A 26,804-nucleotide genomic window follows, 5' to 3' on the forward strand; every position below is an offset into this window, starting at 1 on the left:
TCTCAGAACGGCGGCCACGGGATGACATGGCGGTCGTACTCGGGCTCGGGGAAGGCACCCTCCGCGAGCAGCTCCTCGCACCGCAGACCGAGCGCCTCGAGATCCCGACCCGAGAGGTACGCGGTCAGCCCCCGCCCCAAGGCACCGGAGAGCCCCGCGGCCACCGTCCGGATCCCGGCGAGCTCCTCGTCGGAGAAGCCCAGCCCCTGCCACCCCCACAAGATGGTGCGCAGCTTCGGCTCGTCGTGGAAGGTCAGCCCGTGGTCACAGCCGTAGCGGTGCCCGCCGGAGACCGGCAGCACGTGGCCACCCTTGCGATCCGCGTTGTTCGTGAGGGCGTCGAAGACGGCCATCCGCCGAAGTGCCGGCGTGTCCTCGTGGGCGAGCGAGACCGGCCGGTCGAGCCCGTCGTACCCGTCGAAGACGTGCAGGAACCCCGAGGGAATCTCCCCCGCGGGCACGATCGTCACCGGCTCGACGGACTCGTCGGCGCTGACCCAGCGCTGCACCATCCCGAGGCCGTGCGGGCCCTCACGCAGCCAGGTCTCGGGCACCACGGACCAGCCTAGGGCCTCGGAGACGACGTAGGCGGCGACCTCGCGGTGCGCCAGCCGCCCGTCGGGGAAGTCCCACAGCGGCCGCTCCCCCGCGATCGGCTTGTAGACGACCTCGGTGCCGCCGATGGTCGCCAGGAACGTCGCGTTCGAGGCCGTGGTCAGCCGCCCGACGAGCACCAGCTCGTCGTCGGACCCGATGAGCGACTCGGTCACCGACATGGATCAGACCGGGTCACGCCGCTTGAACCCGTTCGCCCGCACACACAGGTGTCCCTCGGGGTCGATCGGGCTGCCGCAGAACGGGCAGTTGGGGCGTCCGGCGCCCAGCACCGCCTCGGCCCGCTTGACGAAGGCACGGGCGTTGCGCGGGGCGATCCGCACCAGGAGCACCTCGTCGGGCTCGGCCTCCTCCAGCTCGATCTCGGCGTCCTCGTCGACCAGCCGGCCGGACTCGTCGACCTCGGCGATCACCTCGACCTCGCTGATCGGGAAGACCTCGAGGACGACCATGTCCTCGTCGGGGTCCCAGGCCAGGGTCATCGTGCCCGCCCGGAACTCCTCCTCGATCGGCTGCTCCAGCGGGCCGTTGTCGTCGAGGTCGTAGGGAGCGATCGCCGGCACCACGGCGGGCGCCGACTTCATCACCTCGTCGAGGAGCTCGTCGAGCCGCTCGGCGAGCACCGTGACCTGCTGCTTCTCCAGGGCCACGGAGACGACCCGCGCTCCCTCGCGCGCCTGGAGGAAGAACGTACGCGCCCCGGGCTCACCGACGGTGCCGACGACGAATCGCTCGGGCGGGTCGAAGGCGTGCATCACAGGCATGGTCAAACCTTATCCAGACCAGCCTCAGGACCCGAGCCACCGCCCACGACGGCGTCGTCGCTGCGGCGTCGCGGCGACTTGCGCCCCTTCTTCGCGGCCTGCTTCGGCGCCAGCCAGGACAGGTCGCCGGCGTGCGTGTTCGTCGCCAGGACCGAGGGACGTCCTTCGCCGTAGCGGACCACCGAGATCGAGGCCGGGTCGACGTGCAGCCGCTGGAAGAGGTCCAGGTGCATCCCGAGCGCGTCGGCCAGGATCGACTTGATCAGGTCGCCGTGGCTCACGCACAGCCAGACCGCAGCGTCCCCGTGCGCGGCCGTGACGGCGGCATCGTGGCGGCGTACGGCCTCGACTCCCCGGGCCTGCATCGCCGCCATCGACTCGCCGCCGGGGAAGGTGACCGCGGAGGGCTGGGTCTGCACCGTCTTCCACAGCTTGCGCCGCGCCAGCGTGGTGATCTTCTCCCCCTGCCACTCGCCGTAGTCGCACTCGGAGACGCCGTCCTCGACGACGACGGTGGGCTGCTCGGCGCGACCCTCCAGGATCGTCGACAGCGTCTGCTGGCAGCGCTCCATCGGGCTGGTGACCGCCAGCGCGAGCGGGACCGGCGCGATCCGCTCGGCCGCTCGGCTCGCCTGCTCCAGGCCGCGTTCGTCCAGCCTCACCCCGGGAAGCCGGCCGGCCAGGGTGCCGGATGCGTTCGCCGTCGTACGGCCGTGTCTCACCAGGATCATCGTCGCCACGGTTGGCGACCCTATCCATCCCGTGTGAACGCCTCCTCATGCCCTAACCTGACGGAGTGATCGTCGACAGCGCTCTCTACCGCGCCGGGGCGCGTGAGCAGACCGACTGCGCGCCCCACGACTACGCCACGCTGCGAAGCGGCGCGAAGGACGAGGGCGACTTCGTCTGGCTCGGGCTCTACCAGCCCAGCCAGTACGAGCTCGACGAGGTCGCCGAGGCCTTCGGGCTGCATCCGCTCGCCGTCGAGGACGCGCTCACCGCTCACCAGCGGCCCAAGCTGGAGCGCTACGAGGGCGGGATGTTCCTGGTCGTCAAGACGCTCTGGTACGTGGACGCCGAGGACGCCGTCGAGACCGGTGAGGTCGCGTTCTTCATCGGCCCCGACTACGTCATCACGGTCCGCCACGGTCGAGGCTCACGTCTCGCGCCGGCCCGCGAGCTGCTGGAGACCAGCGAGGAGCAGCTGCTCACCGAGGGCAGCTACTCGGCCGTCTACGCCGTGGTCGACTACATCGTCGACGGCTACGTACGCGTCATGGACGGCCTCACCGAGGACGTCGACGAGGTCGAGACCTCGGTCTTCTCCAACGAGCGCACCCGGGACTCCGCCCGGATCTACCGCCTCAAGCGGGAGCTGGCCGAGGTACGCCGGGCCGTGATGCCGCTGCGGGAGCCGGTGCGCCGCTTCGCCAACGGCGAGGGGGCGATCGACCCCGACCTGCGCCCCTACTTCCGCGACGTGCTCGACCATCTCTCCTCGATCGCGGAGACCGTGGAGAACCTCGACACCCTGCTCTCCTCCGCGTTCGAAGCCCACCTGGCCCAGATCTCGCTGCAGCAGAACGAGGACATGCGCAAGATCTCCGCCGGTGCGGCGATGGTCGTGGTGCCCACCCTGATCGCCGGCGTCTACGGGATGAACTTCACCCACATGCCCGAGCTGGACTGGACCTTCGGCTACCCGTTCGCGCTGATCCTGATGGCCTCGGTGATGGCCGGCCTGTGGATCTTCTTCCGGAAGTCCGGCTGGTTCTGACGCTCTGAGGCAGCCCTGGAGATCTCGGTCGCTAGCCTCTGCGCCACCAGCTTCGCGCTCGCAGCTCCGCAGCCTCGCGTGCGCACTCGCGGAGCTCGTGGGCCACGGCCTTGTACACCGTTGCCCACTGCTCGCCGGTGAGTCCGCCGACCTGGAGGTCGCTGCTCCTCGCGTCCGTGAAGACCTGTGCGTCTTCGACGTACTTCTCGGCTTTCGCTTCGAGCCACGCTACGCGGTGCTGAGTGCTGCTCATTGCTGCCAGCATTTCACGTTTGAGCGAGGGTGACACCCACTCGCCCAACTGTTGATCATCGGAGCTCTAGTCGAGCTGCTTGACCGGGCGTGCCTCGAGATGCTCCCGGTCGCACCACAGGGACAGGTCGTCGGCGAAGTCCGACTCGGCCTCCCCACCCTGCGCGTCGAGCTGCTCCCCCTGGTACCACTCGGTGAGCATCGCGGCGTCGTCGTAGGCGGCCGGCATCCGCGGACCACGGTAGCGAACCGCGACCACCTCATCCTCGCGCACCGAGATCATCCAGGCCCAGCCAGCGTCCTCGGCCGTGGCGGGCTGCCAGGCGAAGACCAGCGGGCCGCGCTTGCCCTTCGTGGTGACACAGTGCCTGCGAAGCGTCGGCGCCGAGCAGGGTTCGCGGGTCATCCACGCAGGCGGGGACGGCGCGGCGAGGACGTCGATGTCGGCATCCGGCATACCGGTGAAGTCGGGTGAGGAGCGCTGCAGCAGTCGCCCGCCGATGGCCTCGGGCCCGAACCGCTCGCGCAGCGGGGACCGGATCACACCCCGGTAGTAGCCATAGCCCCCGCGGCCACCGACATAGGCCTGGGCGATGCCGTGGTCGGTGTTGCGGACCCGCTCGTACGCGTCGGGGTCGGGCTCGCCACCCTTCCAGTCGTCCAGCTCCTCACCGAGGGCGAGGGTCGAGGAGGTCGCCTGGTAGCGGAGCCTCGGGTCCTCGACGACGGCGACCAGCTTCTCGACGCTGATCGGCATCTCGAGCTTGCGCGGGTCTCCGGTGATCGTGGGGCCGGAGTAGCCGATCGAGGCGGTCTCGCCGCCTTCGCGCACCAGCACGACCCCGACACCACCGGGGTCCTCCTCGGGTTCCTCCTCGGTCCAGCGCAGCTGCATCTCGGCGCTCTTCACGTCGGTCGGCAGGTCGACGCAGTGCTGTCCGAGCTCGCTTCGGCAGGCGTCGTCCTCGGGCCGCTGAGCCGAGACGGCGACGCTCACCAGGTCACCGTCGTACTCACCGTCGGCGCCGTAGCGGAGGTCGACCGAGACCTGCTCGGGAGGTGTCGACTCGTCCGTGTAGGACGCAGCGCGGCTGGAGGTGTCTGTCGGCAGGTGCTCGAGCGCGACCGCGGCGACGGCGCGATGGGTGATGGCACCGGGGGCGCCACCGGCGTCGACCGCCTCGCCGGAGCATCCCGAGACGAGGCCGACCGCGACCACGACGCCGACCACGGCGGCCTTGGCGGACACGCGCATCAGTGCAGGAAGGTGAACAGCGGCGAGTCGGGTTCGATCCGCTCGATGAGCAGGTCGCTGGCGCCCATCCGCTCCAGCAGCCCGGCCAGGCCGTCCGCGGAGTCGAGGTCGATGCCGATCAGCGCCGGCCCGTGCTCGCGGTTGGACTTCTTGACGTACTCGAAGACGACGATGTCCTCGCCGTCGGCCAGGACGTCGTCGAGGAAGCCGCGCAGCGCGCCGGGCGCCTGCGGGAACGAGACCAGGAAGTAGTGGCGCAGACCCTGGTGGATCAGGGCGCGCTCGAGCACGTCGGCGTAGCGGGAGACGTCGTTGTTGCCGCCGGAGAGGACGGCCCCGACACGCGTCGCGCCACGCAGGTCGATCTGCCCCAGGGCCGCCACCGCGAGTGCGCCGGCGGGCTCGGCGATGATCCCCTCGGTCTGGTAGAGCTCGAGCATCTCCACGCAGATCGCGCCGACCGGCACGGAGACGAGCTCGTCGACGTACTCCTTGACGATCGGGTACGTCACCTTCCCCGCGGTCGCGACCGCGGCGCCGTCCACGAACGTGTCGAGCGTGTCCAGCCGGACGGGTCCACCGGCCTCGATCGCAGCCGCCATCGAGGCGGCGCCCTCGGGCTCGACCCCGATGATCCGGGTCTGCGGCCAGACCTCGCGCACCCAGGTCGCCACCCCCGAGGCGAGCCCGCCGCCGCCGACCGGCAGCAGCAGCACGTCCAGCGGCTCGCCGATCTGGGAGGTCAGCTCGTAGCCGACCGTGCCCTGCCCGGCGATCGTGCGTGGGTCGTCGAAGGCGGAGACGTAGGTCGCCCCGAGCCCGCGCCCGAGCTCGTAGGCGTAGGCCGAGGCCTCGTCGTAGGTCGAGCCATGGAGGGTCAGCGTCACGTGGGAGCCGCCTTGGGCGGTGATCCGGTCACGCTTCTGCTTGGGCGTGTTGGTCGGCACCACGATGTGGCCGGGCACCCCGAGGCGGGCGCACGAGATCGCGACACCCTGGGCGTGGTTGCCGGCGCTTGCGCACACGACGCCGCGCTCGAGTTCCTCGGGCGTCAGCGAGCTCATCAGGTTGTAGGCGCCCCGGACCTTGTAGGAGCGCCCCAGCTGCAGGTCCTCCCGTTTGAGCAGGACCTCGGCGGCGTACCTCTCCGAGAGTCTGACCGAGCGCTCGACCGCCGTGCGCGTGGCGATCGTGCGCGCGGCGGCCTCCTCGATGGCAGCGGGTGTTACGGCAGGCTTCTTGCCAGACTCAGACACATCCGTGAGTTTGTCACGATCACCACTCGGTGAGCACACCCACGCCGAGGAGCGCCAGAACCACGAGTCCGAGGACGACCCGGTAGATCACGAACGGGGTGTAGGTGTTGTGCGAGAGGTACTTCAGCAGCCACGCGATCACCGCGTATCCGAGGACGAACGAGACGATGGTGGCGACGATCGTCGGGCCCCAGCCGTAGAGGTTGGCGCCGTGGGCGATCTCGCCCATCTCGAACAGACCGGCGCCGAAGACCGCCGGCAGCGCCAGCAGGAAGGCGTAGCGGGTCACGGTGGCCCGCTCGTAGCCGAGCGCACGGCCCATCGAGATCGTGGCCCCCGAGCGCGAGACGCCGGGGATCAGAGCACACGCCTGGGCGAGGCCCATCAGGATCGCGTCGCGCCAGGACAGGTCGTCGAACTGCTTGCGGTTCGCGCCGATCCGGTCGGCGACGCCGAGGACGATGCCCATGACGACGAGCATGGTGCCGACGACGTACAGGCTGCGCAGGTCGTGCTCGATGATGTCCTTCATCACGAATCCGATCACCACGATCGGGATCGAGCCGACGATGATGAACCAGCCCATCCGGGCATCGGTGTGGCTACGCAGCTCGGCGTTGAAGAGACTCTTGAACCAGGTCACGATGATGTCGCGGATGTTGCGCCACATGTAGAACACCACGGCCAGCTCGGTGCCGATCTGGATCACGGCGGTGAACGCCGCGCCGGGGTCTCCCCAGCCGAGCAGCTCGGGGAAGATGCGCAGGTGCGCGCTGGATGAGATGGGCAGGAACTCGGTGAGTGCCTGAAGAATGCCCAGTGCGATCGCCTGCAGATAATCCACGGGCGCAAACTCTAAGGGGCACGTACGCCGCACCCGACCGCTGCCTCCCCGTCGGTGTGTCCGCCGTCACTGCCAGCGTGTCCGGCCGGGGCCCTGCCGCGGGCACGGATAGATTGTTCTCATGCAGAGCCGACTCCTCGGAGCCACTGGGCTGCGAGTCTCGTCTCTCGCCCTGGGCACCATGACCTGGGGCAGCGTGACCGACGAGCACGAGGCCCGTGAGCAGCTGGCCGGTTTCACCGAAGCCGGCGGCACGCTGGTCGACACCGCCGCCGGCTACGGCGACGGGGCCTCCGAGGCCCTGCTCGGCTCGCTCCTCCAGGAGCGTGTCGTGGCTCGTGACGATGTCGTCCTGGCGACCAAGGGCGGGATCACCTGGCGCGGCGGCAACCGGGGCGTGGACACCTCCCGCGGTGGCCTGCTGACCGGCCTCGACGCCTCGCTGAAGCGGCTCGGCGTCGACCACGTCGACCTGTGGCAGGTGCACGTCTGGTCCACCGAGGTGCCGCTCGAGGAGACCCTCACGGCGCTCGACATGGCGCTGAGCAGCGGCCGGGCCGCCTACGTCGGTGTCTCCAACTACAGCGGGTGGCAGACCGCCCAGGCCGCGACCTGGCAGCGGGCCGTCCCGGGTCGGGCGACGCTGGCCTCGACGCAGGTGGAGTACTCGCTGCTGGCCCGCGACGTCGAGTACGAGGTGCTGCCCGCCACCGACGCGCTGGGAATGGGCCTGCTGGCCTGGTCGCCGCTGGCCGGTGGCGTGCTGACCGGGAAGTACCGCACCGGGATCCCGACGCACTCCCGCGGCGCCGACCCGAACTTCTCGGCCCGGGTCGACGCCTTCGACGACGAGCGCTCCCGCGGGATCGTCACCGCCGTCGCCAAGGCCGCCGAAGGCCTGGAGTGGACGCCGCTGCAGGTCTCGCTGGCATGGGTGCGCGACCGGCCGGGTGTCACCGCTCCGATCCTCGGGGCACGCACCGCGGCTCAGCTCAAGGAGGCGCTGCAGGTCGCCGACCTCACGCTCCCGCCCGAGATCGCGCTCGCGCTCGACGACGTCTCCGCCGTCTGAGTCTCACTGCCGAAACACCACCACGAGGGAACATCTCTTCCGGCACACTGGTTCTCCTGAGTAGTCCATCAGAAGGAGTGCTGCCTTGGCTCGAGCCGAACGCCGTCCGCCTCGCCCTGGGGTGATGTGGGAGTACGACAAGGTGACCTTCTCGCGTGAGTTCTCCCGCAACATCGTCACCAAGCTCCTCGTCGAGCGCGCCGAGCACGGCGGCTGGGAGCTCGACCGCGTCCGGATCACCGCCGACGGCACCCGCCGGGTGACGCTTCGGCGCAAGATCATCCGGCAGCGGCTCACGGTCTGAGCGCGTCTCCGCGCCCCTCGCGCGTCCAGATATTAGGGTCCTGCGGGTGATCCATCTCGTACGCCACGGCGAAGCCGCCGGCGGGGCTCAGCTGCAGGGAGGGGCCGACCCCGGCCTCTCCGATCTCGGCCGCCGGCAGGTCCAGGCGCTCGCCAACCGTCTCGCGTTCCGTCCGGTCCGCCAGGTCCTGCACGGCCCGAGCCGGCGTACGACCGAGACGGCCTGCATCCTCACCGAGAACCTGGGTGCGGGGGCGGTGCCCTCCGACCTCCTCCTCGACCGCACCCCGGTGCCGTCGCCGGAGCGTCGTGGCGACTACCCGACCCACCGCTGGGAGTGGTTCGAGGACGTTCCCGAGGACGAGGGAGACCTCGACGGCGCCGACCTCACCGCGGCCTGGCACAGGCTCTGGTCCGAGCACCACGACGAGGAGGTCGTGCTGGTCACCCACGCGTTCGTGGTCTCCTGGTTCGTACGCGAGGTGCTCAACGCCCCGCCGGCGACCTGGATGCGGATCGGCCCGATCGGCAACGCGACCCTCACCAGCATCGGCCCCAATCTCGCCGGCGAGCCCGTCGTCGAGACGTTCAACGCCGAGGTCATCCTGCCGATCTGAGCCGATCTGGGCCGATCTGGGCCGATCTGGGCCGATCTGGATAAGCGGCGCCCACAAGGCGCCAACAACATGGACATGTCGCCGCGACACGGCAGCTGGGGCCTGCTCGGCGCTGGCAGGATCCGCCCGGTGATCTCGGCACTCGATACCCTGAACCCCGCCCAGCGCGACCTCCTCGACCAGTGGCTCCCCGGAGCCGAGCTGGTCACCGACCGCAGCGCACTGCACCGCGCCGGCACCACCGCACTCGTGCTCTCCGCCGGTGAGGACCGGTTCCTGGTGAAGACCACGGCAGAAGGCGTACGCCACATCGACCGCGAGCTCGCGGCCCACCGCAGCTGGCTGGCCCCCTGGACCGACGCCGGCCGCGCACCCAGCCTCGTCGAGGCCGACCTGGACGCCCGGATCATCGTGATGACCCACCTCGACGGCGAACCGGCGAGCACGTCGACCGCCATCCACGACCCGGAGATCTACCGTCAGGCGGGTGAGCTGCTGGCGACGTTCCACGGCCAGGCCCGCGTCGAGGACGAGGACTATGAGCCGGAGCTCGACGAGCGCGCCCTCGCCGTACTGGACGGGACGGGCCTCGAGACCGACCTCACCGAGCGTCTTCGCAACGAGATCACCTCATGGCCGACGCCGACGACGGTCCTCGTCCCCACCCACGGCGACTGGCAGCCGACCAGCTGGGTCCTCGACGCCGGCACCCTGCGCGTCATCGACTCCGGCCGCTTCGGCTTCCGGCCGGCCCTCTACGACCTCTCCCGGCTCTCCGCGCAGGACTTCGTCCGTGACGACACCTTCGAGAAGGCCTTCCTCGAGGGCTACGGCTCCGACCCCCGCGAGCCCGAGGCCTGGCACCGCCTCCAGGTACGCGACGCCATCTCCGTCGCGGCCTGGGCACACCGCACCGGCCACGCCGAGGTCGCCACCCTGAGCCAGAACACCCTCACCGCCCTCGTCCCCTGAGCCGACGCCGAGTCGGCTCATCCTGACCGCAACCCTCGCCGACTCGGCTCGTCCTGACGACTAACCCCGCCGAGTCGGCTCATCCTGACTGCGATCCCCGTCGAGTCGGCTCGTCACAACGAGCCGACTCGACGCTGGCTCCCGTCACAACGAGCCGACTCGGCGCGAACGGTTTCTCAGACCTGATCGAGGAAGCGGTCCATGACGCGCGCACCGAACTGGAGCGCGTCGACCGGGACGCGCTCGTCCACACCGTGGAAGAGCGCGGTGAAGTCGAGCTCCTCGGGCAGGCGCAGCGGCGCGAAGCCGTACGTCCTCATCCCGAGCCGCTTGAAGTGCTTGGCGTCGGTGCCGGCGGACATCAGGTAGGGGGCGACCAGGGCGTCGGGGTCCTCGGCGATCAGCGAGCGCTCCATCGCGGCGACGAGCGCGCCGTCGTAGGGGGTCTCCCAGGGCATCTGGTTCTGGTCGAACTCGATGTCGATCCCTTCGCCGCACAGCTTGCGCAGCGTCTCGAAGAAGTCGTCCTCGAAGCCTGGCAGGAAGCGGCCGTCGACGTGGGCGGTGGCCTCGGTGGGGATGACGTTGACCTTGTAGCCGGCGCTGGTCATGGTCGGGTTGGTCACGTTGCGCAGGGTGGCGCCGATCATCCGGGCGGCCGGGCCGAACTCCTCGACGAGCCGCTCGGCGTTCTCCGGGGTGGGCTCCTCCCCCGCGATCTCGCCGACCGCGGCGAGCAGCGTCTGCATCGTCGGGGTCAGCTGCACCGGCCACTCGTGGGCGCCGATGCGCGCGATCGCGCCGGAGAGCCGGGTGATCGGGTTGTCGCGGTTGATCATCGAGCCGTGCCCGGCGGTGCCACGGGCCGTCAGCTTCATCCAGGCCATGCCCTTCTCGGCCGCCTCGATGAGATAGAGCCGCTTGCCGCGAACCGTGGTCGAGAAGCCACCGACCTCACCGACCGCCTCGGTGCAGTGGGCGAGCAGGTCGGGGTGGTCCTCGACGAGCACGTGGGCGCCCTTCATCCCGCCGGCCTCCTCGTCGGCGGTGAAGGCGAGCGTGATCGGACGCTCCGGGATCCTTCCCGTGCGCTGGCGCTCACGGACGACCGCGAGCAGCATCGCGTCGAAGTCCTTCATGTCGACCGCGCCTCGGCCCCAGACGTACCCGTCTTGGATCTCGCCGGAGAACGGGTCGATCCGCCAGTCCTCCGCGGCAGCGGGGACGACGTCGAGGTGACCGTGCAGGAGCAACCCGTCACCGGACGATCCGCCCCACTGCGCGACGACCGATGCCCGGCCGTGCTCCGACTCGTAGATCTCGGAGGAGATCCCGACCTCGTCGAGCTGCTCCGCGACGTACTCGGCCGCCTTCCGCTCCCCCGGCCCCGGGTCGTTGCCGTAGTTGCTGGTGTCGATGCGGATCAGGTCACGGCAGAGGTCGACGACCTCGTTCTCGGCACTGGTCATAGTTGCCACCGTATCGACCGGGTGCGACAAACCGCCCCCTGACGTCCACCTATGCGCAACCTGAGGATTCGGAACGGTCTGTTAAATCGGTTTCCATGGACGCATGCAGAAGCGTGCCCTCCTCTCCGCCCACCGCGCCGCGGCGCGCCAGTCGGGGCACCGTGACAACTCCTGGGAGTCGCTGCTGGAGGCCGTACGGATGGAGGTCGACTACGTCGAGTTCGACGTGCACCGCACCCGCGACGGCGAGTTCGTCCTCCACCACGACGGCCACATCCGCGACCGCATCGGCCGCCGGGTCCGGATCGCGGAGCGGTCCTACGCCGCCCTGGCGCGGCTCGCGCCGTTCCGCCTGGTGCGCTACCGGGAGGCCCTCGAGCTGCTCGCCGCCCACGGCAAGCACGCCCACATCGACCTCAAGTTCGCCTCGCCGTCGAACCACCTCGGGCTCCCGCAAGAGGTCGACGCCGCCGAGATCGCCCTCGAGGTGATGAACGAGAGCTTCATCGTGACCACGATGGTCGACGAGTCCGTACGCGTCCTGCGCGACTGGGCCGACCTCCGCTCCCCCTCGACGCTGGTCGGCCTCTCCCTCGGCGGCGTCGACTTCCGTCACCACCCGGTCAAGCTCTTCCGGCTCAAGCTCTCGGAGTTCTTCCCCGAGGGCCGCATCCGCCGCTGCCGCTCCAACCTGGTCGTCGTCGAGCAGCGCCTCGCCGATGTCTGGCTGCTGCGCTGGGCGCATCGCCGCAACATCAAGGTCCTGGTCTGGACCGTCGACAACCCCGGCCGGCTGCGCCGTTTCGTGTACGACAAGCGGGTCTGGATGGTCACCAGCAACCACCCCGCCCGTGCTCTACTCCCGGCCTGACCTGGGCGTGTGCCCATAGGGCCATCCCGATTCGGCACCGGGACGGCCTCCTGATAATGTTCTTCTTGTTGCGCGCGGGTGGCGGAATAGGCAGACGCGCTAGCTTGAGGTGCTAGTCCACGTATTAGTGGGTGGGGGTTCAAGTCCCCCCTCGCGCACAGAGAGAAACCCCAGGGAGACCTGGGGTTTCTCGCATTTCCGAGGTCTCTCGACTCCTAGGGGAGCACATCCAGGCGAGACCACTGTTGAACTGTCTCCGCCAGGCACCCCGGGCGCGGGGCAACAGGCCTATGGTCGTGCACTCCGCCCAGAATGCAGCACCTCCACACGCTACCGAGACCGGGCCCTTTCGAGCCTGCCAGACCTCCTTGCCAACTGACCCCTCAGGCTTGAGAGCTACCGGCGTGCCCGTTTGGCCCGCGCATCGTGATGATGACAATGACCGCGAAACACGTCATCGACGAGGTGCGCTCGCCCTCGTCCGACGCTGAGCCCGTAAGCCGATCAGTAACGGTCTCGCCTCATCATGATCTCCGCCGCGGCGCGTTCCTCGTCTTCGAGAAGTGCGCCGCGGCAGGATCAAGCGGAACTGGTGCGGCGGATCGTACGGCTGCGATGGCGACATCGACTCGGGCCGGTCGCGACTCGTCATGGCGGTCAGGTCTGCGCCGGGTCACCCCCGAGGTACGCGTGCTCGATCTCAGGTAGTCGCTCGAGCAGGTCGGCAGCTGGTCCGTCGAGTGCCACTCGCCCCTGGTTGAGCACGTACGCTCTGTCAGCAACTCGGAGCGCCGTCCGGGCGTGCTGCTCCACAAGCAGCACACCCACTCCAGCCTCTCGGGCCTGCCGGAGCGCTTGTAGGAGTCGTTCGACGAACATCGGCGCCAGTCCCAGAGAGAGCTCATCGATCATGAGGACGCGGGGTCGACTTGCCAGCGCACGGGCGACCGCGAGCATCTGCTGCTGGCCGCCCGAGAGGAGTCCGGCCTGCCGGCCGAGGTGGGGTTCGATCTCCGGGAAGTAGGCGAGTGCATCAGCGACGGATCCCGGCCCGAGTCGCAGGTTCTGGGCGGTTGTCAGACCGAGGAGAACCCCGCGCTCTTCGACGACATAGGCGAGTCCGTCCCGGACCCGACGGAACGGTGCGTCCCTTCTGGCCTTCCCGTTCAGCAGCACCCGACCGCTGCTGGGGGTGACCAGACCGGCCAAAGTCGACAGCGTCGTGCTCTTGCCTGCGCCATTGCGGCCGAGCAGCGCGACGATCTCGCCGGCGTGGACCCGAAGGTCCAGTTCTTGGAGCACCCTGACATCGCCGTAACCGGCCGTCACGTGTTCAGCTACCAACACTGGCGCGCTGGACGGTGTCATAGCAGTGGTCATGCCGATACCTCCTCACCCAAAAAGGCCCGCCTGACCTCGCGGTCGGCCCGAATAGCCGCCGGCTCACCGCGGGCGATGACACCGCCGAACTCCAGGACCGTGACGTGGTCGCTGACCCGCATCACCAGGTCGACGTCGTGCTCCACGAGAAGCACGGTCATCCCCCAGGAGTCGACCAACTCCCGGATCAGCGTTCCGAGCTCGTCACGCTCTCGAGCCGACAACCCCGCCGCCGGCTCGTCGAGCAGAAGGACGGACGGGCAGGCGGCCAGAGCGCGGGCGATGGCCACGAGGCGCCGGCGGCCGTAGGGCAGCTCGCCCGGCAACTGATCGAGCGCATCGACTAGACCGAAACGATCCACCGCAATCCAGGCCTCTCCGGACAGTTGACGAGGCCTGGGACGGACGAGGTCAGCGGCGTACGGAGTCGGGCCGCGCGAGTCCGATCCGATCAGTAGGTTCTCGAAGACGGTGAGTTCCTCGAACAGCTCCAGCCCCTGCAGAGTGCGTCCGAGTCCGACCCGGGCGCGACGGGCCGCCGACCATCGGTCGACAGCAACTCCCCCGACCAGCACCTGGCCGGCATAGCCGCGTGTGACTCCGGTGACTGCGTCTATCAGCGTCGTCTTGCCGGCGCCGTTGGGACCGATCAAGCCCTCGACGCGGCCCGGCTCGACGGTCAACGAAACGCCGTCGATCGCGGTGACGCCGCCGAATTGCACCGTGAGGTCGCGAAGCTCTAGGCCCGCCGGAGGGCGGCTCGGCCGGGCCACGGCGGGTGGGGTCAGGATCGAGTCGGGAGCTCTGCGATCACGCCTGGGCAGGGTCGGGAGCTTGCGGGCGAGCGCTCGGATCATCCGCCCGTTCGCCGGAACGATGCCATCCGGCGCCAGGACGAGATTGAGGAGCAGCACCACGCCCAGAGCGACTGGCAGGTACTGCTGGCCTCCGGTGAGGGTCAGCACGTAGTAGACCAAGCCTCCTGAGACCGCGAACCCGCCCATGACTCCGGCAGCCACGTAGCCGGCGCCAGCCAGCACCACCGCGCCGAGCAAGGTCATCGACGCGTCCACGGTGAAGCCTTCGAAGGTGAGCACGGACTGACGGAAGGCGAACAAGGCGCCCGCGACACCGGCTAGCCCGCCGGCCAGAGCCAGCGCGTAGAGCTTGGCGCCAGGGACAGAGATACCGAGGACGGACGCCGCCCGCTCGCCGGAACGGATCGCCAGCAACCTTCGGCCGGCGTTACCGCGACGTAGGTTCATCACTGCCATCGCCGCCAGAAAGCATGCGGCCAGGCAGACGGTGGCGAAGCGTCGCGGGTGCTCGATCGCGTCGACGCTCAACCCGAAGAGCGTCGGCGACGGGACGGCTAGGCCACTGATGCCGCCGGTGAGTCGCGGATTTTCGAGCACGAGGGCCTGGACCGCCAGGGCAACGCCGACCGTGATGATCGCGACCACGTCCCCCCGCACCCGCAAGGAGAGCAGGCCGACGGCCACTCCTCCGCCGAGACCCGCCAGGGATCCACCCACCAGAGCGACCAGGAACGGCGCATCGAACCGGCCGGCCAGGGTGACGGCGGACAGCGCACCCAGACCTGCCAGAGCGTACTGAGCGAGGGAGAGTTCACCTGCGTACCCGGTGGCGACCACGACGGAGAGCCCGATGAGCGCAACGACCAGTGACGTCGCGAGGGCGTCGACCGCGTTGTGCCCTGAGAGCAGAACCACCCCTGCGGCAACTACCACAGCGACCATGACCGAGCCGAGCCGCAGGTCACCCGAGCCGACGGACGATAGGCGGCGACGTATGCCCGCTCGGCCCCGGACCACGTCGCCACGAACCAGGACGGCAGCCACGATGACGATGAACGGGATGGCTGTGGACCAGCCGACGTCGCCATGAATACGGACGGCCTCTGCTTGAGCGACGCCCAGCAGCAGACCGCCGACCATTGCCCACCCGAATGAACGGAATCCTCCGATGAGGGCCGCGGCCAGAGCGCAGTAGACAACCTGGCTCATGCTCGACACGCTGAGCCCGTTCATCGGCGCCACCAGGATTCCGGCCAGGCCCGCAAGGATCGAGCCGAGCACCCAGTTCGCCAGTGAGATCGTTCGCGCCGACCAGCCCAGGACCTCCACCGCGGTCGGGTTCTCGGCCGTTGCGACTGTCGCAATACCCAGGCGCGTCCTGCCCACGCCCAGCACGAGCACGACGGTGATCACCAGAGCGATGACCAGGACCCAGGCTCGGTCCTGGCCGATCACGAGAGTATCGGTGAGGAGCCACGGCTGGTTGGGCAGCAACCCCTTCACGAACTTGGTCGTATCGCCGTAGTGCAGCGCCGCAGCGGACTGGATAACAGTCAGCAGACCGATCGTGGCTACCAGCTTGGTGACCGACGACGTGTGACGGAGAGGACGCATCACGGCCAGCTCAATGATCGCGCCCGTGGACGCTGCAACGACCAGCGCGATCGCAGCTCCGAGTAGGAGAGGAAGCCCACGAGTCGTGCACTCGAAGAATGTGTATGCCGACAGTAGGGCGACGGCGCCCTGGGCGAAGTTGAGCACCCGGTTGCCTAGGAAGATCAGGACCAGGCCCTGGGCACTGAGCCCGTACACCGCTCCTGTTCCAAGCCCGAGAAGCGCGTAGCGAAGGAACTCGTTCATGTCTGGTCCACTTCCCGTGAGGTCGTCAGCTGGCGCTGGCGTCGACGATGTCGGCGATGGAGGCGAACGGCTCGGCGACATCCTGGAGCACGATCTCGCCGCCCCTGACCTCCTGGAAGGAGACCGTGGCGTTGAACATCCGCGGGTACGGCCCGTCGGTCGGGATCGTCGAGTACGGAGGTGTGATGCCACCCATGTCGAGGTCCCGCACCCGACCCATCGCTGCCATCACCGATGCTGCGTCGATGACGTCAATACCTTCCACGACACGACTGAACGTCCACATGGCCATCCACTCGTGCAGCCCAGTCGTCGAGACGGGCAAAGCAGGGTCATACGCCTCGAGCTCGCGCCGGTACTGCTTCGTTCCGTCCGTGTCAGCCGTCGGAGGCACCAAACCGTCGACAGCAAGCACGCCCTCGGCCGCATCACCAGCACTGTCGATCACCGTGTCGGTCAGGTTGAAGGGAAAGGTCGAGATCATCGAGTCGGGAGCGAGCGTCCGCATGGCGTTGATGAACGCCGCTTCGTCGGTGGCGAATCCGGCGACGCTGGCGCCATCTTCGGTCGCCGAGGCGACGGCAGGGCTCAGGTCGGACGCCTTCGCCGGGATCTGGACCAGTCCTCCATAGCTTGCCCCGCCGGAGGCGGAACCGATCTCCACAGCGTCGCCCACGGCGTTCGAAATGCCACCGAGCCCACCGGGGACGACAGTACTGACCTTGGACGCTCCGGACTGTGCGAGCTGGAAGCCCATGCCGAGGGTCTGCCCGACGAACCCAGACACATCGGGGAAGGAGACCTCGCTGGTTAGCCCGACGTCGGTGAACGGGTAGACACCGATGGCCGGGATGCCAGCCGATTCCAGGACGGGCAGGATCGCGGTCTCGTTGGTGGTCTGGAGTCCGACGACGGCGACTACCTTCTTCGCGACGGCCTCACGCGCGCACTGGCGCGCCGTATCAGCGTTCAGCTCGTCGCTGCAGACGATCACCTCGATAGGCCGCCCGCCGATGCCACCCCCCGCGTTGACCGCCGCAGCCGCCGCCTGGGCGCCGGCCGGGAACTCGGGATTCGACGTGCCCAATTGCGGTTGGGTCCAGTTGCCGATCGTCATGACCGTGATCGGGTCGCCGGAGAGGCCCGCGATTGGATCGTCCTTGCGGCCCGTCGCCTCATCGTCCGATCCACAGGCGGCCATCGAGATGATCAGGGCGATTGCCCCGACCGACGCCAGGACCTTGGTGTGTGCCATCTTCATCGTGTTTCTCTCTTCCCGTCTCATCTGCGGCCATCGGACGACGGCTCGGTTCCCGCTGTGCTGCCCACGTCCCGTGATACCGAGATGACGACCTTCCCGAAGGCCCTGGGGTCGCCCCGGCGCTCGTGCGCCGCGGCCATGTCATCGAGGTCGAACACGGAGTCGACGGGCATCCGGTAGCGGCCGGTCGCGAGACCGTCCACCCAGCCCCGCACCAGCTCGGGGGTCCGCGCTGTCCCGTCCACGCCTCCGACGGTGAGGCGCACCGTCGGAGGGATCAGCTCCATGGGGTGCGGGAAGGCAGGAGCAGACCGGTCCTCCCGAACACCGGTTCGGATCGAATTGGTCTGGTCCCGAAGCAGCCCGGTCAGGCAGACGACGCCGTACTCGTGCACGCATCTCAGGGTCTCGGGGAGCGCGGCCACCCCGAGGAGCTCCACGGCGAGGTCGGCTCTGCCCGGAACTACCTCGCGCACGCGCTCGGACAGCCGGTCATCATCAAGAATCACGTCGTCCGCACCGTGTTCTCGCAACGCCTCGACCTTCGTCGAGTCGCGGGTCGTGGCCAGGATTCGGGCTCCCGCGTCTCGGGCGAGCGTGATCACCGCAAGTCCGACCCCCGAGGTTCCACCGCGGACCAGCAGAGTCCGTCCGGCCAGGTTTCCAAGGCTTCGCAGACTCCCAGATGCCGCCGTGAACGAGCCAGCCACGGACGCGATGCTGACGGCGGAGACATCCGTGCGGACCGGGAAGGCGTCGACCTCGTCGACAACGACGTACTCGGCCCAGGCACCGTCGCGGGTGTATCCGTACCCGCCGTAAGCCCCCAGTACCCGGTTTCCGACAAGGGTGGGTGCTGAGGGGGCCTCGACGACGACGCCGACGAAGTCGTTGCCCAAAACCAGCGGAAGGCGTGCGGTAGAGACTCCGGCGCGGCTCGCGAGCTCTGAGGAGATCACGGTCGTGGCCTCCACCCGGACGAGGAGCTGTCCCGGTGCCGGCACCGGCACCGGCACCATCTCGGGGGCTAGCGTTGTCGGGGCGCCGGGCTCTCGCACGAGCACGGCTCGCATCAGGTCGGGGACTCGGGATCGGATGGACGGTGCGGCATTGAGCCGCTCGGTGACGTTCACGGGCGTGCGGTACCTTTCGGGTAGGCGCCAGCATCCCGGGACGCGAGGCATCCCGAAGACGGTGGCAGAAGTGGCGACGGCGGAGTGGCGCTACTCGGGGTGCCAGGAGCCGTCCGGGCTTCGCCGGCTGAGGGTCTGCTGAAGCGTGAGCCGGTCGCCACGCACTTGCGTGAAGGCGTACTCGAGTGGAGTGCCACCCAGGTCACGCACGACCCGCTCGAACAGGAGCACTGGATGCCCCTCCTCGACGTCGAGGAGGGCGGCGGTGAAGGGGTCAGCGACGGACGCCTCGATGGCGTGTCTGGTCGACCCGAGCTCGATGCCGGTCCGTTCGTAGATCGCGAACCACTCGTCATGGGGACCCAGACCCTCGGCAAGGGCGAGGAAGGTGGTCGGGACGTACGTCGTCGAGGTGTAGAACGGCTCGTCCTCGAGCAACGACAGCATCTCGATGATCCCGCATTCCTCACCTGCCGGGAGCTCAAGCTCACGGGCGACCTGCGGGGGCGCCACCTCGCGAGAGACTCCGAGCAGGCGGTGCTCGACCCGGCCCTGTTCGGGACCGTGGAGAAAGTTGAAGTCGTGACGGACTCGGGTCGAGGTCACGAGCGTTCCAGTCCCTTGCAGACGGCGCACCAGACCCTCCCGACGGAGCAGGTCGAGTGCATCCCGCACGACCTGTCGACTCGCGGAGAACGAGATCATGAGCTCGGCCTCGCCGGGCAGCACCCCGGCGCGCAGCTCACCGCGGATGATGGCGGATCGGAGCAGGTCGTGGACGCGACGCGCCGCTGACAGACGCCGCTCGGTGCGGGGATGGAAGCTCACCACGTGCTGGGACATGTCTCCATTGCAGGGGCGAAAGTGTGAACGCCCGTGTCGGATCCGTGAACCGGAAGTTACGCCGGATGCTGGCAACCGGGTCGGCCGCTCACCAGCACCGCCATTCTCACTGACAGCGAAGAAACGCGGGGTGATCTGCTTCACACGGCCGGAGACGAGGCCGCCTGGTCACGTTGACTCCGATGCCGCGATCCCGGCCGGCAGCACAGCCGACGCCTTCGATCGCCCCTCGACCCACCGCGGCGGAGAGCCGATCTGGGGCGGCGATCCGGGGCCATGAGCCACAGACGCACCTTCATACAACCACAACGAGCTTGCCTCGGGCTGCACCATCTTCCATCCGCTGGTGCGCTTCCCGGATCCTATCGAGGTCGTAGGCCGTGTCGATCGGGACGACCGCCCGACCGGCGGCCACATCGTCGAGGAAGCCCTGAAGAACGTCGGCCGGGAGATTCTCGGCCTCCCCGGAGTAGGCGGTGAGGCGAACACCTGTGGGTAGATAGTCGATCGGGTAGAACTCCTCGACGGTCCACACGTTCGAGAGCATCCCGGTAAAACACACCGTGCCGTGGACACGGGTGGACCGAAGCGTGTCAGGGAGCGTCGGCGTCCCGATCAGCTCGATCGCACCGTCGACCCCTTCAGGAAGCAGCCGCCGCACCTGGGCCGCGACATCGCCGTCGTCGACCAGCACGTCATCGACCCCGATCGCCTCGAGCGCCTCGGCCTTGGCCGCACTCCGGGTCGTGGCCAGAACGCGGACACCGCTGCGCTTGGCGAGCACCGCTGCCGCCATTCCGACAGAGGAGGTGCCGCCTCGGATGAGAAGGCTCTGACCAGGCTCGATGTCGACTCCGACGGTCAAGGAGCCGTACGCCGTCTGCAGCATCTCCGGCACGGCTCCCAGCGTCGCCCAGTCGAGGTCGGAGCGGAACGGGATGACCTGGCCCGCGGGGACGCAGGTGTACTCGGCGTAGCCACCATCGAACGTACGTCCCATCCCACCCATCATCGTCATCACCTGCTGCCCCGGCTCGAACTCGCCGCTTGGCGCAAGCTCCACGACGCCGGTGGCCTCGATACCCAGCACCCGCGGGTACGTCACCGAGTCCCCGGCGAAGCCAAGACGGGTGTGCAGCTCGGAGCGGTTGAGCCCGAACGCCTTGACCCGGATCCGCACCCAGCCCGGTTCGGGCTCCGGGAGAGGCAGGTCCCGGACCTGTAGGGCCTCCACCGGCCCGGGCGCCTCCAGCACAACAGCTCGCATGGTCTCGCTCGCGTTCACGAGTCGATCTCCTCTCTGATCCACGCCTTCTCGGCGGCACTGGTGGCGCGGGCGGTCAGCAGCAGCCCGCGACGGTAGGGGTCGACGACCTCTTCGGCCCTGATCGGCCGGTTGCCGTCGTAGAAGAAGCTCGCCGGCGTCTCCAGGAAGGTCAACCGGCGGCGCAGGACCGCGTGCTGATCGGCACGGTCCGGAAGCAGGGACAGGAACGTGAGCACCACGAAGAACCGGGTCGCGTCGGTGATGTCGTGGCCGTCGGCGGCACGGAGCACATCGAGCAGATGCCGCCGCCCCACGTCGGTGAGGGTGAGCGTGTGTCGACCGGCCCGGCCGCGTCCCGGCGCGGCCTCCTTGGCCACGTAGCCGTTGCGTTCGAGGCGGTCGATCGCCGGATAGAGCGTCCCGTCGCTGATGCGGCGGGTGTGGCCGTGCAGCTGCTCGATCTTCCGGCGCAGCTCGTACCCGTGCTGGCGTCCTTCGGCCAGGAAGCCGAGAACCATGACGTCGACGATGCTCACACCACGGAATAATACCTCGATTCGATGTATTGTCCCAGTGTTCCCGACTTCAGGAGTGGCGCCATGATCGAGTTACGTTCGGTCGGCAAGACGTACGCAGACGGCACCGTGGCCGTCGCTGACTTCTCGCTGATCGCGCCGTCCCACCGCACCGTCGCCCTCGTGGGCTCATCCGGTTCCGGCAAGACCACGTTGCTCCGGATGGTCAACCGCATGATCGAGCCCACCTCCGGAACGGTGCTGATCGACGAGAAGGACGTACGCACCCTCGACCGCGTCGCCCTGCGCCGCTCGATCGGCTACGTACCTCAGGCGGGCGGCCTGCTGCCGCACCGCACCGTGCTGGACAACGTCGCGACGGTGCCGATCCTCAACGGCACCAGGAAGAGCACGGCACGACGGGCCGCGCTCGGCCTCCTGGAACGCGTCGGACTCGACCCGTCGCTCGGGAAGCGCTACCCCGCCCAGCTCTCCGGGGGCCAACAGCAGCGCGTCGCGGTCGCTCGCGCGCTCGCGACCGAGCCCAACATCCTGCTCATGGACGAACCGTTCGGCGCTGTCGACCCGATCGTCCGCCGAGAGCTCCAAGACGAGCTGATCCGCCTCCAGGCCGACCTCGGCAAGACCATCGTGCTGGTCACCCATGACGTCGACGAGGCCTTCCGCCTCGCCGACGAGGTGGTCGTACTCCGGTCCGGCGGCCTCACGGCGCAGACCGGCTCCCCCGAGGAGATCCTGGCCGATCCGGCCGACGACTTCGTACGTGAGTTCGTCGGCGCCGATCGAGCCGATCGTCGGCTGCGGACCAAGCAGGTCGGCGGCCAGAGTCTCGTCGTCGACGGGCGCGGCAAGCTGCTCGGAGTGCTGTCATGACCTGGTTGGGCAACAACTGGCCGCAGGTCGTCGACCTCACCATCCAGCACCTCTACGTCACAGTCCCGGCTGTGCTGCTGAGCGCCTTCGTCGCTGTGCCGCTCGGCCGGTTGGCCCACACCCGACCGCGACTGGGGCAACCGGTCCTCACCGCCGCGAGTCTGCTCTACGCCGTGCCGTCACTGCCTCTGTTGATCATCATTCCGGCTGTCATCGCCATTCCGCTGCGCTCACCGGCCACCTTGGTCATCGCCTTGACCCTCTACGGCGTCGCCATGCTGGTACGGACCGCGGTCGATGCCTTCGAGTCGGTCGACGGAGGTGTCCGAGACGCAGCAGTCGCCGTCGGCCACACCGATCGGAGCCTGCTCTGGCGAGTGGACCTGCCGCTGGCGGCCCCGGTGCTCCTGGCCGGAGTCCGTGTCGTCACCGCCAGCACGATCGGCCTGGTCACGATCGGCGCACTCGTCGGCATCCCGAGCCTCGGCACGCTCTTCACCGACGGGTTCCAGCGCGGCATCACCGGTGAGGTCCTCACGGGTCTGGTCGTCGTCGTGGTGCTGGCACTCGTCCTCGACCAGCTGCTGGTGGTCCTGGGATGGGCGCTCACCCCGTGGAACCACCGGGCACCGACGGGAGCCACGGCGTGAACCTGTTCATCGAAGCCGTCGCCTGGATCCTCGACCGCGCCCACTGGGAGGGCGAGACCGGGATCGGCTGGCGGATCCTCGAGCATCTCGGCATCACCTTCCTCGTCGTCACTCTCGCCGCCGTCGTTGCGCTTCCCCTGGGCATCCTCATCGGCCACACCCGACGCGGACGCGGGCTCGTCGTCGGCCTGGCCGGCGCCGTACGTGCCGTCCCCACCCTCGGCCTCCTCACGCTTCTCGGCCTCGCGATCGGCATCGGTCTGCTCGCTCCCGTGATCGCGCTCATCGCGCTCGCGCTCCCGTCCCTGCTCGCGGGCGCCTACGCGGGCGTCGAGGCGGTCGACCGGGCGACCGTTGACTCGGCACGAGCCATCGGGATGAGCGAGACGCAGATCGTGACGCGCGTCGAGCTACCACTGGCCGCGCCCGTGCTGGTCGGCGGACTGCGCTCCGCGACTCTCCAGGTCGTCTCGACCACAACCCTCGCCGCGTACGTCGCCGATGCCGGCCTGGGCCGATACCTCTACGCCGGACTCAAGGCCCGTGACTATCCCGAGATGCTCGCCGGAGCCCTCCTCGTCGGCGCCCTCGCGCTGCTCCTCGATCTCGCCCTCGCCACCGTGCAGCGGTGGGTGACGCGCCGTGCTCGGCCCGGCGCACCAACCCTGAAAGGAATCGCATGAACAAGCACCTGCTCGCGGCCACCTCGGCGGCCGCCCTCTTGACCCTCACGGCCTGCGGCGGCAGCGACCCGCTCGACTCCACCAGCGGATCCGACGAGACCATCGTGATCGGGTCCCAGGACTACTACTCCAACGAGATCATCGCCGAGGCGTACGCACAGGCCCTCGAGGACGGCGGCTACGAGGTCGACAGGCAGTTCCGGATCGGCCAGCGGGAGGCGTACGTCCCGGAGATCGAGTCCGGCAGCATCGACCTCTTCCCGGAGTACACCGGTCCCCTGCTGCAGTACTGGCAGCCGGAGACCGATGCCCGCCTCGCCGACGACGTCTACACGGCACTCGAGCAGGTCACTCCCAAGGGCCTGCGAGCACTGGACCAGTCCGATGCAACCGACCAGGACGCCTACGTCGTGACCCGCAGGTTCGCAGACACCTGGGATCTGAGCACGATCGCCGACCTGGCCGAGGTCACCGACTCCCTCACGCTCGGCGGCAACTCCGAAGGCGAGAACCGTCCCAACGGCCCGAAGGGGCTGAAGTCGGCCTACGGGGTCGATGTCGGCTTCACCCCGATCGAGGACGGAGGCGGACCACTCACCGTCAAGGCCCTCCAGGACGACAAGATCCAGCTCGCCATCATCTACACCGCGGACCCGTCGATCAAGGAGAACGACCTGGTCACGCTGGAGGACACCAAGGGGCTCTTCCTCGCATCACACGTCGTCCCACTCGCCAGCGACGACGTCACCGACGAAGCGGCAGCCATCATCGACCGAGTCAGCGCCGCGATGTCGGCACAGGATCTGGTCGACCTCAATGCTCGCAGCGTCGAGGAGGAGCTGCCTGCAGCCGTCATCGCCAAGGACTGGCTCACCAGCGAACAGCTGCTCTGAGACAACGAAGGCCATGAGCAGACCGTGGTCCGGCAACCGACGCGCCCAAAAATATGTGCCAAAAAGTTGCCGGACCACGCGAATCTGTTATATGAAATGGGTGACGCAGGTCACTTCGTTGGGAGGCGGATGGCTCGGGTCAAGGGGAGGAACCGGGGACATCCCGGACAGAAGCCGAACACGGAAAGGACTCCCCCGTGACCTCCGAACCACTGCACTCCGTCCAGCCATCCGCCAGGCGCGGCACCACTCGCCGAGGGTTCATCGGCTACCTGATCGCCGGCACGACACTCGCGGTGGCAGTAGACCTGAACCTCGACGCACCTGCGCACGCAGCGGTCCCGTCGCCACCGCAGATTCCAGAGGCCTATGACCTCAACGATCTCCTGACCGACGCGGCCAGGCCGACGGCACAGCTGGTCACCGTGGAGATCCGTGAGGACGGGCATGCCTACTTCGAGATCCCGCGCGCCGAGGTGGGTCAGGGCATCACCACCTCCACCGCGATGATCCTGGCCGAGGAGCTCGACCTCCCCGTCAGGCACGTCCACGTCTCGCTCGCGCCGGCGCGTCCCGAGCTCATCTGGAACCAGCTGACCGGTGGCTCCAACACGACCGTGTCGACGATGACGCCGGTACGGGTCGCAGCGGCCATCGCGAAGGGCGCCCTGCTGCAGGCCGCTGCGATCGAGCTCGGCTCGGTGGTCACGCTGCTTCGCTCGAAGAACGGCGTCATCGAGGCGCCGGACGGCTCGTCGCGGACATACGGGGAGCTGTCGGTCAAGGCGGCGTCCAGCACGACCGTCGAGGTCGAGGCCGACGTGAAGCTCAAGGCTTCCTCCGAGTTCAAGGTCATCGGCACCCCGACCAAGCGGGTGGACGCCATGGACATCGTCACCGGGCGGAAGAAGTTCGCCATGGACTACGACGTCCCCGGGGCGCTGCCCACCATGATCTGTCGTGCGCCCACGCTGAACGGCACCCCGAAAGCCATCCGCAACAAGGCCGAGGTGGAAGCGATGCCCGGCGTCACCGACGTCGCGATGATCGACACCGGGATCGCCGTCCGGGCCCGGACCTTCGGCCAGTGCATCGACGGGATCCGCGCGCTGGAGGTCGACTGGAACGCGGGCAGCGTGGACGGCGAGGACGACGCCTCCGTGCTCGCGAACCTGCGCAAGGCGGAGATCCCACTGGCAGTGCCGAAGATCCCGCTGCTGGCCAAGACGATCGACATGGACTTCGAGTTCATGTTCCGCAGCAGCGCAGCGCTCGAGCCGAACTGCGCAGTGGCGGACGTGCGCAGCGATCGTGCGGAGATCTGGGCCGGACTGAAGATTCCGATCGTCACCCAGGGCCGGATCGCCGAGGCGGTCGGCCTCCCCCAGACCAAGGTCAAGGTGAACGTCGTCGAAAGTGGCGGGTCATTCGGCCACAAGCTGTTCGGTGACGGCGCGATCGAGGCCGCGAAGGCCTCCAAGGCGTTCGGCAAGCCGGTTCGGCTCATGTGGCACCGAGCGGACGAGCCGCGCCAGGGGCGCCTGCGCCCGATGGCGACGTCGCGAATTCGGGCCACCCACCTCGCCGGACAGGTGCTGACCTTCGAGCAGCGCCACACCAGCGTATCCACGGACTGGAGGCACGGATTCGGGGAGATGCTGACGGCGACCGCCGTGTCGCTGCCGCCCGGACTCGGGAACCTCGGGGTCAGCGAGACGATCTTCACGTTGAGCACCGAGCTGCCCTACGACTTCGGCGTCGTCACACAGCTTCTCAACGAGACCGACCAGCGCTTCAACACCAGCGCCATGCGGAATCCCTACTCAGCAGACGTACGCACTGCGAACGAGCTCGTCGTGGACGCGATCGCCAAGGCGATGGGCAAGGACCCGCTCGACCTCCGGCTCGAGTTCCTCAAGGACGATCGAACGCGCAAGGTCCTGAAGAAGGTCGCTGAGCTCGGCAACTGGGGCCGCTCCATGCCGGCCGGCACCGCGCAAGGCATCGCCATCCACAAGGAGTACAAGGGCGCCACCGCGTGCCTCGTGGAGATCGACTGCCGTCCGGAGACGGTGAACCGGAAGATCCGCGACGCCGTCACCGGGCCTCGGGTCACGAAGGCGACCCTGGTCGTCGATGCCGGGTTGGTCGTCAACCCCACCGGCCTGAAGGCGCAGATGATGGGTGGCTTCTCCGATGGACTGGCGATGACCCTGACCAGCAGCTGTCATCTCGAGGACGGCCACTTCCTCGAGGCCAGCTGGGACAACTACTTCTACACCCGCGAGTGGAACATCCCGCCGGAGTTCGAGGTCGTCGTGATGCCCTCCGACTCCGAGCAGCCCGGCGGTGCGGGCGAGGCGGGCGTCGCGGTCTCGTGCGCCGCCATCGCCTGCGCCTATGCCCGGGCGACCGGCAAGATGCCGAAGCGATTCCCGATCAACCACGACGACCCCATCGGCTTCGACGTCAAGGAGTTCGTGCCTCCTGTCCCGGCATCACCCACCAACGGCCTTGACTACGTCTACTGAGGAGACTGC

General features: G+C 68.6%; 26 protein-coding genes and 1 tRNA gene. 12 read left to right on the forward strand and 15 right to left on the reverse strand.

Translation table 11 applies throughout. The annotated features are described in order from the left end of the window. Nucleotides 1-2: 2 nt before the first annotated feature. The 3 genes from BLT25_RS28195 to BLT25_RS28205 are packed head-to-tail and all read right to left on the reverse strand — an operon-like array spanning nt 3 to nt 2,119. Nucleotides 3-776 (reverse strand): SCO1664 family protein, encoded by a 774-nt coding sequence (locus BLT25_RS28195; RefSeq protein WP_091052968.1) that lies wholly within the window; start codon nt 774-776, stop codon nt 3-5. A gap of 3 nt (nt 777-779) precedes the next feature. Continuing rightward, entirely contained in the window at nt 780-1,379 is a 600-nt protein-coding gene (locus BLT25_RS28200) for a DUF3090 domain-containing protein (protein ID WP_091052969.1), read from the reverse strand. A gap of 2 nt (nt 1,380-1,381) precedes the next feature. Next, the gene (locus BLT25_RS28205; RefSeq protein ID WP_091052971.1) at nt 1,382-2,119 is read right to left on the reverse strand and encodes a histidine phosphatase family protein; all 738 of its coding nucleotides are present in this window, start codon (nt 2,117-2,119) and stop codon (nt 1,382-1,384) included. A gap of 56 nt (nt 2,120-2,175) precedes the next feature. On the opposite strand from BLT25_RS28205, the gene corA reads away from it, so the two are divergent. After that, the gene (gene corA / locus BLT25_RS28210) at nt 2,176-3,156 is read left to right on the forward strand and encodes a magnesium/cobalt transporter CorA (protein WP_091052972.1); all 981 of its coding nucleotides are present in this window, start codon (nt 2,176-2,178) and stop codon (nt 3,154-3,156) included. A 31-nt stretch (nt 3,157-3,187) separates the two neighbouring features. Here corA and BLT25_RS28215 read toward each other — a convergent pair whose 3' ends face one another. From BLT25_RS28215 to BLT25_RS28230, 4 genes are all read right to left on the reverse strand, one after another. Further along, nucleotides 3,188-3,409 (reverse strand): hypothetical protein, encoded by a 222-nt coding sequence (locus BLT25_RS28215; protein WP_143033894.1) that lies wholly within the window; start codon nt 3,407-3,409, stop codon nt 3,188-3,190. A 66-nt stretch (nt 3,410-3,475) separates the two neighbouring features. Continuing rightward, nucleotides 3,476-4,657 (reverse strand): hypothetical protein, encoded by a 1,182-nt coding sequence (locus BLT25_RS28220; RefSeq protein WP_143033895.1) that lies wholly within the window; start codon nt 4,655-4,657, stop codon nt 3,476-3,478. Nucleotides 4,658-4,662: 5 nt separating this feature from the next. After that, on the reverse strand, nt 4,663-5,919 hold the full coding sequence (gene ilvA, locus BLT25_RS28225; RefSeq protein ID WP_091052977.1) for a threonine ammonia-lyase IlvA: 1,257 nt from the start codon (nt 5,917-5,919) through the stop codon (nt 4,663-4,665). Nucleotides 5,920-5,938: 19 nt separating this feature from the next. Further along, nucleotides 5,939-6,763, reverse strand: a complete 825-nt coding sequence (locus BLT25_RS28230) for an undecaprenyl-diphosphate phosphatase (protein ID WP_091052979.1) — start codon at nt 6,761-6,763, stop codon at nt 5,939-5,941. 121 nt (nt 6,764-6,884) lie between these two features. Here BLT25_RS28230 and BLT25_RS28235 point away from each other — a divergent pair, with 121 nt between their 5' ends. The 4 genes from BLT25_RS28235 to BLT25_RS28250 all read left to right on the forward strand — a co-directional run bounded on the left by BLT25_RS28235 (nt 6,885) and on the right by BLT25_RS28250 (nt 9,727). After that, a complete protein-coding gene (locus tag BLT25_RS28235) occupies nt 6,885-7,835 on the forward strand; it encodes an aldo/keto reductase (protein ID WP_091052981.1) in 951 nt (316 codons plus the stop codon). A gap of 124 nt (nt 7,836-7,959) precedes the next feature. After that, the gene (locus tag BLT25_RS28240; protein WP_040756208.1) at nt 7,960-8,139 is read left to right on the forward strand and encodes a DUF5703 family protein; all 180 of its coding nucleotides are present in this window, start codon (nt 7,960-7,962) and stop codon (nt 8,137-8,139) included. 46 nt (nt 8,140-8,185) lie between these two features. Continuing rightward, a complete protein-coding gene (locus tag BLT25_RS28245) occupies nt 8,186-8,755 on the forward strand; it encodes a histidine phosphatase family protein (protein WP_176884371.1) in 570 nt (189 codons plus the stop codon). Nucleotides 8,756-8,824: 69 nt separating this feature from the next. Continuing rightward, nucleotides 8,825-9,727, forward strand: a complete 903-nt coding sequence (locus BLT25_RS28250; protein ID WP_091052983.1) for a protein kinase family protein — start codon at nt 8,825-8,827, stop codon at nt 9,725-9,727. A gap of 176 nt (nt 9,728-9,903) precedes the next feature. Here BLT25_RS28250 and BLT25_RS28255 read toward each other — a convergent pair whose 3' ends face one another. Beyond that, nucleotides 9,904-11,196: a M20/M25/M40 family metallo-hydrolase gene (locus BLT25_RS28255; protein WP_091052985.1), complete on the reverse strand. Its 1,293-nt coding sequence runs from the start codon at nt 11,194-11,196 to the stop codon at nt 9,904-9,906. Nucleotides 11,197-11,299: 103 nt separating this feature from the next. Between BLT25_RS28255 and BLT25_RS28260 the strand changes: the two genes are divergently transcribed. Beyond that, complete coding sequence (locus BLT25_RS28260) at nt 11,300-12,067, forward strand: glycerophosphodiester phosphodiesterase (protein WP_091052986.1); 768 nt, start codon at nt 11,300-11,302, stop codon at nt 12,065-12,067. A gap of 72 nt (nt 12,068-12,139) precedes the next feature. After that, nucleotides 12,140-12,225: transfer RNA gene (locus BLT25_RS28265), tRNA-Leu, on the forward strand. A gap of 499 nt (nt 12,226-12,724) precedes the next feature. Here BLT25_RS28265 and BLT25_RS28270 read toward each other — a convergent pair. The 7 genes from BLT25_RS28270 to BLT25_RS28300 all read right to left on the reverse strand — a co-directional run bounded on the left by BLT25_RS28270 (nt 12,725) and on the right by BLT25_RS28300 (nt 21,165). Beyond that, nucleotides 12,725-13,447 (reverse strand): ABC transporter ATP-binding protein, encoded by a 723-nt coding sequence (locus BLT25_RS28270; protein WP_091052988.1) that lies wholly within the window; start codon nt 13,445-13,447, stop codon nt 12,725-12,727. Then, on the reverse strand, nt 13,444-16,125 hold the full coding sequence (locus tag BLT25_RS28275; RefSeq protein WP_176884373.1) for a branched-chain amino acid ABC transporter permease/ATP-binding protein: 2,682 nt from the start codon (nt 16,123-16,125) through the stop codon (nt 13,444-13,446). The genes BLT25_RS28270 and BLT25_RS28275 overlap by 4 nt, the downstream gene beginning before the upstream one ends. A gap of 25 nt (nt 16,126-16,150) precedes the next feature. Next, complete coding sequence (locus BLT25_RS28280; protein WP_176884375.1) at nt 16,151-17,386, reverse strand: ABC transporter substrate-binding protein; 1,236 nt, start codon at nt 17,384-17,386, stop codon at nt 16,151-16,153. A gap of 20 nt (nt 17,387-17,406) precedes the next feature. Beyond that, the gene (locus BLT25_RS28285; protein WP_143033896.1) at nt 17,407-18,519 is read right to left on the reverse strand and encodes a zinc-binding dehydrogenase; all 1,113 of its coding nucleotides are present in this window, start codon (nt 18,517-18,519) and stop codon (nt 17,407-17,409) included. Nucleotides 18,520-18,609: 90 nt separating this feature from the next. Continuing rightward, entirely contained in the window at nt 18,610-19,362 is a 753-nt protein-coding gene (locus BLT25_RS28290; RefSeq protein WP_091052994.1) for a GntR family transcriptional regulator, read from the reverse strand. A gap of 295 nt (nt 19,363-19,657) precedes the next feature. Beyond that, nucleotides 19,658-20,647 carry a zinc-binding alcohol dehydrogenase family protein gene (locus BLT25_RS28295; protein ID WP_218131514.1) on the reverse strand — a complete coding sequence of 330 codons (990 nt, stop codon included), beginning with the start codon at nt 20,645-20,647 and terminating at the stop codon, nt 19,658-19,660. Continuing rightward, nucleotides 20,644-21,165, reverse strand: a complete 522-nt coding sequence (locus tag BLT25_RS28300) for a PadR family transcriptional regulator (RefSeq protein ID WP_218131515.1) — start codon at nt 21,163-21,165, stop codon at nt 20,644-20,646. The genes BLT25_RS28295 and BLT25_RS28300 overlap by 4 nt, the downstream gene beginning before the upstream one ends. A 63-nt stretch (nt 21,166-21,228) precedes the next feature. On the opposite strand from BLT25_RS28300, the gene BLT25_RS28305 reads away from it, so the two are divergent. The 5 genes from BLT25_RS28305 to BLT25_RS28325 all read left to right on the forward strand — a co-directional run bounded on the left by BLT25_RS28305 (nt 21,229) and on the right by BLT25_RS28325 (nt 26,795). Next, nucleotides 21,229-22,038: an ABC transporter ATP-binding protein gene (locus BLT25_RS28305; RefSeq protein ID WP_091052995.1), complete on the forward strand. Its 810-nt coding sequence runs from the start codon at nt 21,229-21,231 to the stop codon at nt 22,036-22,038. Beyond that, nucleotides 22,035-22,688, forward strand: a complete 654-nt coding sequence (locus BLT25_RS28310) for an ABC transporter permease (protein WP_091052997.1) — start codon at nt 22,035-22,037, stop codon at nt 22,686-22,688. The genes BLT25_RS28305 and BLT25_RS28310 overlap by 4 nt, the downstream gene beginning before the upstream one ends. Then, on the forward strand, nt 22,685-23,371 hold the full coding sequence (locus tag BLT25_RS28315; RefSeq protein WP_091052998.1) for an ABC transporter permease: 687 nt from the start codon (nt 22,685-22,687) through the stop codon (nt 23,369-23,371). Before BLT25_RS28310 ends, BLT25_RS28315 begins: the two co-directional genes overlap by 4 nt. Then, nucleotides 23,368-24,264, forward strand: coding sequence for an ABC transporter substrate-binding protein (locus BLT25_RS28320; protein ID WP_091053000.1), 897 nt, complete (start codon nt 23,368-23,370; stop codon nt 24,262-24,264). Before BLT25_RS28315 ends, BLT25_RS28320 begins: the two co-directional genes overlap by 4 nt. A gap of 197 nt (nt 24,265-24,461) precedes the next feature. Further along, entirely contained in the window at nt 24,462-26,795 is a 2,334-nt protein-coding gene (locus BLT25_RS28325) for a molybdopterin cofactor-binding domain-containing protein (protein WP_091053001.1), read from the forward strand. Nucleotides 26,796-26,804: the final 9 nt, after the last annotated feature.

Origin of the sequence: Nocardioides sp. YR527, assembly GCF_900101045.1 — a bacterium.
Classification (GTDB): Bacteria; Actinomycetota; Actinomycetes; order Propionibacteriales; family Nocardioidaceae; genus Nocardioides.

Coding starts and splice junctions, on each gene's coding strand:
- BLT25_RS28195 (WP_091052968.1), bottom strand. CDS start 776: ATGTCGGTGACCGAGTCGCTCATCGGGTCCGACGACGAGCTGGTGCTC.
- BLT25_RS28200 (WP_091052969.1), bottom strand. CDS start 1,379: ATGCCTGTGATGCACGCCTTCGACCCGCCCGAGCGATTCGTCGTCGGC.
- BLT25_RS28215 (WP_143033894.1), bottom strand. CDS start 3,409: ATGAGCAGCACTCAGCACCGCGTAGCGTGGCTCGAAGCGAAAGCCGAG.
- BLT25_RS28235 (WP_091052981.1), top strand. CDS start 6,885: ATGCAGAGCCGACTCCTCGGAGCCACTGGGCTGCGAGTCTCGTCTCTC.
- BLT25_RS28240 (WP_040756208.1), top strand. CDS start 7,960: ATGTGGGAGTACGACAAGGTGACCTTCTCGCGTGAGTTCTCCCGCAAC.
- BLT25_RS28250 (WP_091052983.1), top strand. CDS start 8,825: ATGGACATGTCGCCGCGACACGGCAGCTGGGGCCTGCTCGGCGCTGGC.
- BLT25_RS28255 (WP_091052985.1), bottom strand. CDS start 11,196: ATGACCAGTGCCGAGAACGAGGTCGTCGACCTCTGCCGTGACCTGATC.
- BLT25_RS28260 (WP_091052986.1), top strand. CDS start 11,300: ATGCAGAAGCGTGCCCTCCTCTCCGCCCACCGCGCCGCGGCGCGCCAG.
- BLT25_RS28270 (WP_091052988.1), bottom strand. CDS start 13,447: ATGACCACTGCTATGACACCGTCCAGCGCGCCAGTGTTGGTAGCTGAA.
- BLT25_RS28275 (WP_176884373.1), bottom strand. CDS start 16,125: ATGAACGAGTTCCTTCGCTACGCGCTTCTCGGGCTTGGAACAGGAGCG.
- BLT25_RS28280 (WP_176884375.1), bottom strand. CDS start 17,386: ATGAAGATGGCACACACCAAGGTCCTGGCGTCGGTCGGGGCAATCGCC.
- BLT25_RS28290 (WP_091052994.1), bottom strand. CDS start 19,362: ATGTCCCAGCACGTGGTGAGCTTCCATCCCCGCACCGAGCGGCGTCTG.
- BLT25_RS28305 (WP_091052995.1), top strand. CDS start 21,229: ATGATCGAGTTACGTTCGGTCGGCAAGACGTACGCAGACGGCACCGTG.
- BLT25_RS28310 (WP_091052997.1), top strand. CDS start 22,035: ATGACCTGGTTGGGCAACAACTGGCCGCAGGTCGTCGACCTCACCATC.
- BLT25_RS28320 (WP_091053000.1), top strand. CDS start 23,368: ATGAACAAGCACCTGCTCGCGGCCACCTCGGCGGCCGCCCTCTTGACC.